The sequence below is a fragment of the Mesorhizobium sp. WSM4906 genome (assembly GCF_029674625.1).
In the GTDB taxonomy this organism is placed as follows: Bacteria; Pseudomonadota; Alphaproteobacteria; order Rhizobiales; family Rhizobiaceae; genus Mesorhizobium.
The window spans coordinates 4,978,748-4,990,096 of sequence record NZ_CP121355.1; the positions used below are offsets into that span (position 1 = coordinate 4,978,748).

The following is an 11,349-nucleotide window of genomic DNA, read 5'->3' on the forward strand; positions in this document are numbered from 1 at the left end:
GAGCCTGCTTCGGGCGCCGATGCTTCAATTGTCGAGGCCGGCACTATCTTTCGATCGCCTTCCGGCGGGGATAATACGAAAGGCCAGAGCAATCTCGTCCGCCGCGCCGATCCTCCCCTCTACGGCCGCGCATGCGCCTGTCTCAAGCGCGGTGCCGGGCAACGGCAGGCTCAGTTGCCGTCGGCGACTGTCTTTATCCAGTTCATATACGGAAAGACCCTGGCATAGACGCCGTATTTCTTGGCAAGGCCGCAGCCATCTCCCCAACTGGAAAGCCCGACCAGGTAGGGTCCCTGCGGGGTTTCAACCACTGCCGGCCCGCCGCTGTCTCCGAGACAGGCGTCGCTACCGCCATTTACGTTTCCAGCGCAAAACATCGACGCCTTCACCTGCCCGTTAAGAGCGTCGGGGGCGTTGCAGACATCCGTCGTCTGCGTCGGCACGGACGCCTCGCGCAGATCGTCGCTCTTGGACGTCCTCCTGTCCGGATCGGTCACGCCCCATCCGCTGATCGTCAGGAACGTCCGGTCGAGCAGCGCATCCGGCATGTCGGCGACCGGAAGCGATCCCGACAAGCCATTGTCATCGACCTTGAGGACCGCCAGGTCGTTCTCCTTGGTCGCCGCATCGTACAACGGGCTGACGACCGACTTCGAAACAGCGTGCCGCGTGCCGCCGGCGGACAGTTTTGCCGTCCCGCCGAGCACGAAGATCGGATGATCCTTCGCCTGCAAAATGCAATGGGCGGCGGTCAGGACAATCGATGGCGAGAGGGAGACGCCGCCGCAAAACTGGGCGGCGAAATTGTTTGGGATCTCCGCATAGCCGATCGCCACTTGCCAGGCGAAAAACCCGGTTCGGGTGACAACCTGGCCTTCGATAATCTTCTTGTCGTCGCCGAACTTGCCGCTGCGCCAGGCCGCCTCGCTTTCTTCGAAAGTCATCTGGGCCCGCGCATTGGAGGACGAGACGAGCGATGCGCACTGCACGATGAAAAAAACCGCGAAAAGGCAGCGCCATCCTCTCATCGTCGCCCCGCCGCGATTTCCTTAAGCTTCTTCATGACGTCGATGATGTTCTGGCCGTTCCTGTAACGGATCAGGTAGTCCAGAACGGTATCCCTGTCCGAACTGGTCGATATCGACGCCCAAAGATCGTCCGCCTCCTTCAGGATGGTTGGCGTGAGGGTGATGTAAATCACTCCGATCATACCATCCTCCTCCACGGGAATGTTCCCAATATGGTGCAGATCGTCGTCGTTACGCACCCCAAGGAAATCATTGAAGATGGGACGCCCCGGCCTGCCGAAATTCTTCAACAGCGCGGCTGTGTAGGGGCTGTTTCTGTCGGTCGGCCGAACCGATTGATCCACCGACTGACCGTTGCGATTGGCGTAGCCGGTCAGGTATTCGGCGCGCTCGGCATACATCGACAGCTCCGGTTGCGGAACGCCGACGGCGTCCGAAAGCGACTTCGAGGAGGAGATCGAGGCCGTCTCGGATCCACGCAGAAAATCCACGTTGGCCACGGGCAGCTCGCTGTCCTTCCACTGGAGCTCATTGCGGCAGGCGTCGACCAGTTGGACGATGATGGCGTCGCGCATCAGCGTTTCGATAACGGTTTCCACGGCATAGCTGTTCACCGCTGGGTCATGGCCGCCGAGGCCGGCATCGACGGCCGCCAGGAACTGCTTGCCGCCTTCCGTGAAACCATGCCCGGAGAAATAGACCACGACAATCGGCTTGGTCTGCCGACTTGCCTGCCAGATGCTACTCCTGGAGACCAGATTGGCCAATTCGGCATCCATGTCGTTCTTGTGCGCATCGAGCACGATCCGCACGTCGTCGAAACCCAGTTTCGACTGCAGAAAGGAGCCGAAATCCAGCGCGTCGTTCCGTGCCCTGGGCACGCCGCCAACGTACTCGTAGTTGGCGTTGCCTATGACGAGCGCGATGCGTGGAACGGTGGTGTTTGCCAGGCAAGCAGATTGAGAAGCCAGCAGCGACGCCGCCAAGGTCAACAGAGACAGAACAAGCTCCCATCCCCGTGCCATCGGCCTATTGCCTGACAGGATTGAAGACGGCACTCATCTGCTGCTCCGACAAGGTCGCAAAGCCGACCACGCCGTTCAGGCCAATACGCCCGGCCGGCCCGGCGCTCCCGCTTCTTCCCGGCGCGCCGTCGAGACCGTTTTGAGCCATGATGCCGCATCGGCCGAAGTCTCTACCGGCGAGCCCGCCCGCGCCGGGTGGACCGCCGTCGCCCGGCCGGCCGCTTTCGGCCCCGAGGCCGGCGTTGTTTTGCACTTCCAGCTTCTGGAGCTCATCGGCCGAAGACGTGAAGACTAGCACGTCGCCGCTGCTTCCACCATTGCCACCGCCGCCGCCGTTCCCGCCATTGCCTCCGTCGCCACCAGAACCGCCGGCGGTTGGAGGACGAATACAGGTCTGGCTGACGAAAAGGTTCTTGAGAATATCCTTGCCGATCGAATCCGCACCCGCGGCGCCAGTGCCACCCCTTCCCCCAGTCTGGCCTTCGCCACCGGGTTGGCCGTCCATACCGGAGACGTCTATGCGGATACTTCCCTCGCCTTCAATATGCCTGAACAGCAAAACAAGCCCGGGAGCGGAAGCGCCATCGACACCAGCATTGCCTGCCTCCCCGTCATAGCCACGGGCGCCGGGCTGGCCGGGGTCACGCGCAGCGATGCCGTCCGGTGCCCGTCCCCGTGGCGGCATCTTACCTTGGCCCACGGGCCTGCTCCATGTGATCTCGACGTCACCCGAAACCTTGATGGTATCGGCCACGATGAAAATGCTGTTGCCCAGACCGGTGGGCGACGACGCTGGGAAAATCAGCTTGGTGTTCGGCGAGAACGTCATCGTTCGCGCGACTAGGTTCATTTCCTTGGTCTGCAGACGGCCCTCGAGGAACAAGGTTTCCGCCATGAAGCCGGTAAGGCCGCTGATCTGCCGCAGCACCGAAACAAGCGCGGCGGATTGAAACTCGGTGAATTCCTTGCGGTTGGCCGGTATGGCGCCGCCCGCCGACGCGAGTCCCAGCGCCAAAGCCGCAGCGTAGACAAGGCTACGGCGCCAAGCCGTAACGTGCCCACCTCGCCCCCGCATCCAGCGCCCCCAGCGTGTGAATCCAGTTTCGGATAAGACCTTAGTTTCATGGCGACCGATCCGCAATGGCAAACTCAGCGGGAGATGTTTCGCAAGGAGGGCGGCTCAATAACTTTCGCCATCGGGTTGTGAAGTTGTTCAACCCTGCTCCTCCAGGTCTTTCGCCAGCTCGCGTGAGCCGCTTATCCTCCCTATGCTCTCGTGCTCAGCTTTTTGATTGAAACCAAAAAATAACTCTCTATGATTTTTGCACAGGCAGTATCTCCGGGGGGGAGGTCGGCGTGAGGGATGTCGATCTTTTTCGTAATTTCAGTCGTCTTTTTGTATCAATACTGTTCATTTTTATGGGCTGCTGGCCCGTTCGGGCGCAGACCACGCCCGCGCAGGTGGCCGAGCAGGTCACTGCGTTGCTCAATTTTTTGAAACCGGTCAACCTTGCGGCGCCAGGAGATCTCGATGACAAGAACTTCGATCCGCTCATCGAGCAGTTGCTAAGGCTTAGAGCTGCAAAGAAGCCAAGTATACTCGAAATAGAAAAGGTAAAAATATCATCCAGCCTTCTGGGAAGCAATTTCTCCACGGCCTTCCCGAGCGCCGCGTGGCCCCGTGACCTCATCGACGAAATAAAGAAGGCCGCGACCTATTTCGACGGGCTGGTCTTCCTTCGCGATCCTACCCAGGCGCTGCTCAGACGAATGGATGTGCTGACCGCCTCGGCACAGGCGATCGACATGGACGACGCCGCGGTGCAGGCTTCGGTCGAGGCCCTCGTCAAGAAGCTGACCGCCGGCAAGCCGACATCCGCGAGAAACCAGGCGAACCTTGCCAGGGACACGCTGAAGGGGTTGCTCGACGACGCCGCGATGAAAAGGGTGCTGATCGAGGACAAGGACGTCTCCAGCAAGCTGGCGCAGTTGCGAGAAGCGCTCCAGCCCTTTGCCGCCGATAAGCAGTTACGAGTCCACATTGTCAGCGCGCTTTACGGCGATATCGGCGCCATCAACGACATCCTTCGGCGCGGACATTCCGTGACGATGAAGGAACGGGATCGCTGGTGCTTGGCGGGTGCGGCGGTGGCGACGTCATGCGAGCGGCAGACGAACTGTCAGGCCAATGTGGATTTCAAGCAGGCGCTTTGCGGCTATGACCCAGCGCCTCTTATGGCGTCCGCCTACAAGGGGCTGGTCGTCGTCTATCAGTGCCGGAGCAATGACGACGCCCTTTGGAACGACGTCGATAAAATGGACTACACCAAGGCGCGCATCGATCGAAAATTCGTACCGCCGCCGCCGACAGCCACGACGCGCCTTACGCTGCTCTACAGCAAGGAACAGAGCTTCCGATGCGCGCCACCGCTGAACTGAAGCCTTTGCACCGGCGGCGCCCCCCGGGACGCCTTGGCCTGCGGCCGGCACAACTGGCGTTTGCGGCGCTATCGGCGATTTCGGTCCTGACTGCGGCGTGCTCGGTCGTCGAGACATACGGCGTTTCGGTTGCGCCCGGCGAACCTTCCCCCGATTTTCGTTGCAAGAGCGAAGCCGGTTCATACTCTCTGTCGGCTACAACCTGGTCCTTCGAAATCAACACCTATGACAACAGTCCCTTTGTGTTGGAAGCCATCCAGGAAAAGCACTATCCCGACGCTCGTCATACGTATTGCCTCGACTACCTGGCCTCGGGCCTAGCGAAGGATCAGCTCACCGTCGGCTACAGCTCGGCGGACACCAGCAAGGGTCTCGGGGGCGGACTCCTGGAGTATGTCGCCTCCTATGCCGTCGATAAGAGCCAGGTCGTCATCCGCAACCTGATCCGCGCCATTTTCATCGGCATCTCGGGAAGAGCGGACTTTACCTTCGCGCGCGAGTCGATACCGACCACGAACAAGAAAACCCAGGGTCGGTTCGAGGTCGATCCGCTCGACGAGCAGGAGATGGCGACGCTGAACAAGCGGCTGGCCGATTTCGGGTTCTGTCTCGTGCTTTCCGGATATTCCTTCGAGGAGGGACGCACTGGCACGTCTGCGGAAGCCTATTGCTCCGACCCGCTGGGCACGATCCGCAGGCATCCTTCGAAGGCTCTCGAACAAGCTCACCGACAAGCATGGCTCGTCGAGCAGCCGGAACGCACAGGTATCCTCTATCGCCCTCGCCTGCCCTATGCGCTGGAAATCTACACGCAGGACGATCCTCACCATAGCGCATGGCAATTGCGCAAGGTCACGCAGGTCGAGATCGAGAACATCTCCCCGATCGTTTCGCTGGGCATCAACCGGGCTCTTTTCGCCGAGGCGAAGGTCGGGCTTGAGTTCGATGCCGGCGTGCTGAAGAACTTCTGCCTCTCGAAATCGAGCGAGGTAGCCGGCTTCGTCGATATTCCGCTCGATATCGTCTACGGGATCACCGAACTGCCTGCGCAAACGATCAAGGCCGAGGTGGAGCGTGCGAACTCGACCGTCGCGCTGACCCAGGCACAAATGAACCTGCTCGACACCCAACGCCAATACGAACTGTTCCTGCGCGAGAAGAACACAAGCTCAAGCCTGGGCAGCCCTGGCGTCATTCAGAATTCAAACGGCTGCAACAACAACAACTGCACCGTCACCGCGCCCACCATGACGACCAACGAAGGGGTCAAGCAGGCCGGTCCGTTCCTGGAAGCGACTGGCCTCTGCCAGCAGCTCACCACCAAGCTCAGCGCGATCCGACCGGGGCAACCATGACAACGCCCTCGCCAAAGCGTTTCTCGAGGCCGTCCCTGGCGGCGATGCTGAGTCTTAACCTGCTGGTGTGCGGCTGCGGGCCGACGCTGGTCAGCGGACCGGTTGAGGAAGTGTCGGCTGGCCAAGGCGGCAGTGCAGGTTGCCGCTATCCGGCCGGCGCCTACGCGCTTCCGCTCGATCTTCTGCATGTCGAAATCCGCAAGACCGTGGGCGCGGATCGGGTTTTCTACGCCGCCCAGGACATTACGACACGGCGAACCGCCGATCCGAGCCGTCTCTACTGCTTGGATTTCCTCGGTTCGGCGCTTGCCAACGACAAGCTGGCCATCAGCCACGCAACCGATACCGGCAACGATGCCACATCCAGCCTGCTGCTGACCAAAATCGGCTCTGAGTTCGACGACAGGTCGCTCAAGATCGCCAACGCCGTGGTGGACGCCGCCGCGCAAGTGGCGGTTCGACCCCGAGGCGCTTTCGGGGTACCGGGGGACGGCAACAAGATCGAACTGGTCGTCGGGCAATTCGACTTCGATCCGTTCAACTACGAGCAGATTCAAAAGGTCAACCACGCGCTCAGATCGCTCGACCACTGCGTGTTTCTCGATCCGACCAATGATCCCTACGTGCCTGCTTGGCAGGCATCGCTCTGCTCTTCCGCCGCGTACATGCCGCCGAAGGATCCTTCCTATCACGGCCTGTCGGTGATCAAAGCCGATCCGCCACCGCTGTCCGACAAATTGCAAGGTGTGCTTTACCGCCCGCTTCTCACCCACAAGCTGGTCATCATGAAGCGAAACCACGACCCGGTAGGTGCTGAGTGGCAACTGTTCCAGACCAAGCGGGTGCAGATGACGAATGCGGCGCCGGCGTTTCTGCTCCAGATCAATCGCTCGCTCTTCGTCGACCGCACCATGGACATCGACTTCTCGAATGGTGTGCTGCAGGCCGTCAGGATCGACAAGCCGAGCGAAGCCGAAGCGCTTTCGGGATTCGTGCTGCGCACGATGCAGGTCATCGTTTCCATTCCGGTCAGAGCCCTGATCGTCGGCAAGACCGATGCGGACAATCGCAAGGCCCTCATCCAGGCGCAGGCCCAAATGATAGCGACGCTGGAGGCCTATGACCAAGCCGTCGAAAAGGAAAAGCAAAGGCGCCAGGCCAACTCCACAACTGCCAATTCGCCGGTGCGCAGCACGCTCGCCGTACCTGCGACAGCCGATCCATCAGCTCAAACGGATTTGTCGGCCTGCCTCAACGCAGCCGCCGCCACGGAGGATCCACTTGCCAAATGCACCGAGATTCTCCAGGGAGCCGGAGTGCAATGAACGGCGCCTGCCGGTTCCTCATGGCTGTCGCGGTGCTTTGCCTGTCCTTGGCTGCACGGGCGCAGGAAGTGAGGCACGACGTTATCTATCCGGCGTGTCCGCCTTCTCCCAATCCGTTTTGCATGGCGGCCGATTTCCGAAGCCTGTTGCGATTACAGACCAGCGGCGGAGACATAAGGCTGATTTCCGACGACAGCCTTCTGATCGAAGTTGATGCCACCGGACACGCAACGAGCGGTATCCACGACCGAATCTTCGAAGGTATCCGCATTCCGCCTATTCTGGACGAGGTGGTTCGCATCGAGTTCGATGTAGGGCTCAGCCGGCCGGCGCTGTGCACCGGCGTCGCGCTGAACAGGAATACGGTCCTAACAGCGGGCCATTGCGCGTGCGCCGTGCAGGCAGCCTATCGCGTCAGCTTTCCTCGATATTCCGGTAAGATGTTTCGAGCTCAGGAATCGGAGTTCCACGATCCGCGCAAGCTGTCCCGCCCGCCGCTGCCTTTTTTGGGCTACGATTGCCGGCGACTGATGTATCCCCAACCGGGAAAGGACCTGGGACTGCTCTTCCTGGAGCCGTCCGCCGCGCCATCGAGCGAATTCGACCCGGTGGCGCCTCCGGCGGCGCCATTTTTCCTCCTGCACGACATGCTCAACAAGGGTGAGCTGCGCAATCTGCTCATTTTTGGCTACGGGCGGCGCGAGGACCAGACAATGCCTCACGATCTGATCGGCGCTTCGACCCCTATCCGCGACCCGTTCTGCCTGCGCGACAGGTACGATGGAGCACAATGCGGCATTTTTCGCGAATTCACTCTTTCCAGCCTGGTGACGGAAGTCGATCCGGGCGCCGACACATGCGACGGCGACAGCGGCGGGCCGGTTTATTTCATCGGAACCAAATCGTTGCCGGAGGGGGTCGAACTGCACCGAATGCTGGTGGGAATAACCTCCAGAGGGCTGGGCGGCGTACCCCAGTTCGGCCAGGGTTATTGCGGTGGTGGCGGCGTCTACACCGCGGTTGCGCATCCCGACGTGTTGAAATGGTTGGCCGTCAATGGAGTGCCATTGGAGGTCGGCCTGACGGCGAAAAGATTTGCCGAGAAAGCCTTCGTCGAAAAATCCATCTTCGACCAATAGAGCCGAAGGCGCGGCAAGGTTATGCTGCGGTCGGCTGCAGCTTGGCTATAAGGCGAGCCACGCCGTGCCGGCGAGGAGCGTCAGCAAGGTCAGCGGCAGGCCGACCTTGAAGAAGGACATGAAGGAGAGTTCCTTGCCCGCCGCCTTCGCCTGTTCGGCGACGATGAGGTTGGCGACGGAGCCGAGCAGGGTGAAATTGCCGGCGAGCGTCGAGCTCATCGCCACGACCAGCCAGGCGCGCTCGGGGTTTTCGAGTCCCGGGATGAAGGGCCGCAGCGCCAGCACCGCGGGCACGTTGCTCATGATGTTGGAAAGCACGGCGGTGAAGCCGGATAGCCGCCAGACATCGTCGAGGCCGATGGTCTTTGCCCAGGCGATCATGTCGGGGGTGAGCAGCGTGCGCTCGGCGCCCGCCACCACCACGAACAGGCCGGCGAACATGAAGAGCAGCGGCCCGTCGATCTCGCGATAGATGCGGTGCGGCTTGATTGCGCGGGTGACGAGCAGGAAGGCGCCGGCGATCAGCGCCGCCTTGGCGACAGGCACGCCGGCGAAGAAGGCGACCGCCAGCGCCAGGCAGACGATGGTCGCCTTCAGCACCTGCCCCGGCAGCATGCGGCCGCGATAGACCTCGGGGCTGAGCTCCGCGGGTCGCGCAAATTCGGCACGGTAGACGATGCGGATGATCACGATGACGGCGACGAGGCCGAACAGCGCCACCGGCGCGAGCGCTGCCGTGAAGGCCGGATAGGAAATGCCGGACAGCGCGCCGATCACCATGTTCTGCGGGTTGCCGGTGATGGTGGCGACGCTGCCGCAATTGGAGGCCGTGCAGGTGGCGATGAGATAGGGAACCGGGTTGCGCCTGATGACGCGGGTGACATGGACGACGATCGGCGCCATCACCAGGCAGATCGCGTCATTGACCAGGAAAGCGGAGAGCACGCCGGTCAGAAGCGTCACCATGATCAAGAGCATGAACGGCGCGTGCGCGTGCTCGATGGCGAAACCGCCAAGCGCCCGGAAGGCGCCGGACACCTTCAGATGCGCCACCACGATCATCATGCCGAGCAAGAGCGTGATGGTGTCGAAATTGATGGCGCGGTAGGCGTCCTCGAGGCCGATCGCGCCGATGGCGATCATGGCGGCCCCGCCGAGCAGCGCGATGCCGGCACGGTCGAGCCTGAGGCCCGGAATGCGCCCGACGGCCACGCCGGCATAGGTGGCTGCCAGGATGAAAAGCGCGCCGGCGCCCGTCCATGTCATTGCCAGAGGTTCCCGCTCATCCTGCCCGGCGGAATCTGCCCGGGGCTCTTGTGGCCCCACCTTTAGCAAGGGTGGCGCAAAGGGGAAGCGGCGGCTGTTGAAACTTTCGTCATCCGCCCGGGAGCTTTTATATCTCCAATAGCTAATGTAATGTTTTCCGAAAATACCGGACCGATAATCCAAGGCGTTGGGGACTAAACGGATGAACACGGTCGTTGAAGGGGAGCATCATGTCTCGGCTAAGGAGAATCTGATGCCCTCGACGGAATGCTGGCGCTGCCACGGCGCCAGGAAGGTCTTCGTTTGCGCTCGCTGGGCCAGTTCCAACGGCCACTGCTGCCCGGACGGGACGCACCGGCTGAGCTGCCCGGGATACAGCGCCGTCTGCGTGGAATGCGCCGGAGGTGACGGCCGGAATACCTGACTGGTCTCGTTTCGGGGAGTTTGCAGGCGGGCCGGCCCGCAAGCGGCCGCCGCCATATGAGCGGGTCACCCCTGCCCTGTTCTTTGCCGTCGCCTAAATACGCGTCTTCGTCGATCTGGAACCATTCCAGCGTCCACAACGTTGGAACCAGCCCACCTGGTACAACTGGAGGCAGGCAAATGGGTGTATCGATTCTCATCGGCATCCTGATCACCTTCCTTGTGGTGATTCTGGTGCTTTATCTCATCCAGCGCCTGCCGCTCGACGGCCGCACAAGACAGATCGCCCAGGTCGTCGTCATCATCATCGGCATCATCTCGCTGCTCAGATACCTTGCGGTGTTCTAGCGGCGAACCATATCTGTCACCGCAAAGCCATGACTGGAAGCGGTGTCTGCATGAAAAGCCTGTCGATCGCCCTTGTTGCCGGCACGATGTTGTGGACCGCGGGCGCCGCCGATGCGCGGCCCGACACGCGCGCCATGACCTGTGCCGAGACGCAGGCGCTGGTCCGGAGCCGGCACGCCGCGGTGCTGACGACCGGGCCCAACACCTACGACCGCTTCGTGCGCCAATACGGCAACGAGTGCGACTGGCCGGAAATCCCGATGTCGGTCGCGGTTCCGACACGCGACGGTCCCTGCCGCGTCTACCGCTGCGAAGAGCCGGTCTTCAACTTTCCGAATTGAGAATCACTTCGCCTTGGCAGGCATGTCGGGAACCGTCGCGGCTTCGCGCGAATTGTAGCGGGAACGACCCGGGCGACGCCAAGACGTTGAACTGGAATTTGGTCTGCGTCGCGGAATGAGGAGGAAGCGCCATGTCCGACGATATCATGCGCAGCGGCAGTTGCCTGTGCGGCGGCGTCCAGTTCCGCGTGACCGGCGCGCCGTCGAGGGTCGGCATTTGCCATTGCAAGGACTGCCGCAAGACCAGCGGATCGGCCTACCAGACCTTTGCCGTGTGGCCGCGCCAGGCATTCGAAAGCACGGGAATCACCAGCACCTATGGCGGACGCAGCTTCTGTCCGACTTGCGGCAGCCGTCTGCCATCGGTCGGCGAAGACGAGGTCGAGGTGATGATCGGCAGCCTGGACGTCGCGCCGACCGAAGGCTTGGAGCCCAGCTACGAACTGTGGATCGGCCGACGCGAGCACTGGTTGCATCCACTGCCCGAGGCGCGGCAGTTCGAGCATGACAGGACCGCCGACGATTCGGCGGCCGATCACGGTGACCCGGAGCCAGGGCGCGAGCCGTATCGGAAGTCAGCCTAAGTTCTTGGCGACGGCAGGGCTTAAGTCCTAGACCGGAGAACGCTTCGGTCCCAGTGAGCCGGCGACATGCCTGCAA

General features: G+C 61.7%; 11 protein-coding genes. 7 read left to right on the plus strand and 4 right to left on the minus strand.

Going from position 1 to position 11,349, the window contains the following annotated elements; genetic code table 11:
* Positions 1–170: 170 nt before the first annotated feature.
* The 3 genes from QAZ22_RS23930 to QAZ22_RS23940 form a co-directional block, all read right to left on the minus strand.
* A complete protein-coding gene (locus tag QAZ22_RS23930; protein WP_278203205.1) occupies positions 171–944 on the minus strand; it encodes a serine protease in 774 nt (257 codons plus the stop codon).
* A gap of 80 nt (positions 945–1,024) precedes the next feature.
* Positions 1,025–2,020, minus strand: coding sequence for a caspase family protein (locus QAZ22_RS23935; RefSeq protein ID WP_278203206.1), 996 nt, complete (start codon positions 2,018–2,020; stop codon positions 1,025–1,027).
* 37 nt (positions 2,021–2,057) lie between these two features.
* A complete protein-coding gene (locus QAZ22_RS23940) occupies positions 2,058–3,068 on the minus strand; it encodes a hypothetical protein (protein WP_278203207.1) in 1,011 nt (336 codons plus the stop codon).
* Between the two features lie 341 nt (positions 3,069–3,409).
* On the opposite strand from QAZ22_RS23940, the gene QAZ22_RS23945 reads away from it, so the two are divergent.
* The 4 genes from QAZ22_RS23945 to QAZ22_RS23960 are packed head-to-tail and all read left to right on the plus strand — an operon-like array spanning position 3,410 to position 8,311.
* Positions 3,410–4,492, plus strand: coding sequence for a hypothetical protein (locus QAZ22_RS23945; protein ID WP_278203208.1), 1,083 nt, complete (start codon positions 3,410–3,412; stop codon positions 4,490–4,492).
* On the plus strand, positions 4,471–5,847 hold the full coding sequence (locus tag QAZ22_RS23950) for a hypothetical protein (RefSeq protein ID WP_278203209.1): 1,377 nt from the start codon (positions 4,471–4,473) through the stop codon (positions 5,845–5,847). Before QAZ22_RS23945 ends, QAZ22_RS23950 begins: the two co-directional genes overlap by 22 nt.
* Positions 5,844–7,172, plus strand: a complete 1,329-nt coding sequence (locus tag QAZ22_RS23955) for a hypothetical protein (RefSeq protein ID WP_278203210.1) — start codon at positions 5,844–5,846, stop codon at positions 7,170–7,172. The genes QAZ22_RS23950 and QAZ22_RS23955 overlap by 4 nt, the downstream gene beginning before the upstream one ends.
* Entirely contained in the window at positions 7,169–8,311 is a 1,143-nt protein-coding gene (locus QAZ22_RS23960) for a trypsin-like serine protease (protein ID WP_278203211.1), read from the plus strand. The genes QAZ22_RS23955 and QAZ22_RS23960 overlap by 4 nt, the downstream gene beginning before the upstream one ends.
* Positions 8,312–8,356: 45 nt before the next feature.
* On the opposite strand, the gene QAZ22_RS23965 is transcribed toward QAZ22_RS23960, so the two are convergent.
* Positions 8,357–9,577, minus strand: a complete 1,221-nt coding sequence (locus QAZ22_RS23965) for an anion transporter (RefSeq protein ID WP_278203212.1) — start codon at positions 9,575–9,577, stop codon at positions 8,357–8,359.
* Positions 9,578–10,180: 603 nt separating this feature from the next.
* Between QAZ22_RS23965 and QAZ22_RS23970 the strand changes: the two genes are divergently transcribed.
* From QAZ22_RS23970 to QAZ22_RS23980, 3 genes are all read left to right on the plus strand, one after another.
* Complete coding sequence (locus QAZ22_RS23970; RefSeq protein WP_278075780.1) at positions 10,181–10,348, plus strand: Thivi_2564 family membrane protein; 168 nt, start codon at positions 10,181–10,183, stop codon at positions 10,346–10,348.
* Positions 10,349–10,398: 50 nt separating this feature from the next.
* Positions 10,399–10,689: a hypothetical protein gene (locus tag QAZ22_RS23975; RefSeq protein ID WP_278203213.1), complete on the plus strand. Its 291-nt coding sequence runs from the start codon at positions 10,399–10,401 to the stop codon at positions 10,687–10,689.
* A gap of 131 nt (positions 10,690–10,820) precedes the next feature.
* Entirely contained in the window at positions 10,821–11,273 is a 453-nt protein-coding gene (locus QAZ22_RS23980; protein ID WP_278203214.1) for a GFA family protein, read from the plus strand.
* The last annotated feature ends 76 nt before the right edge of the window (positions 11,274–11,349 follow it).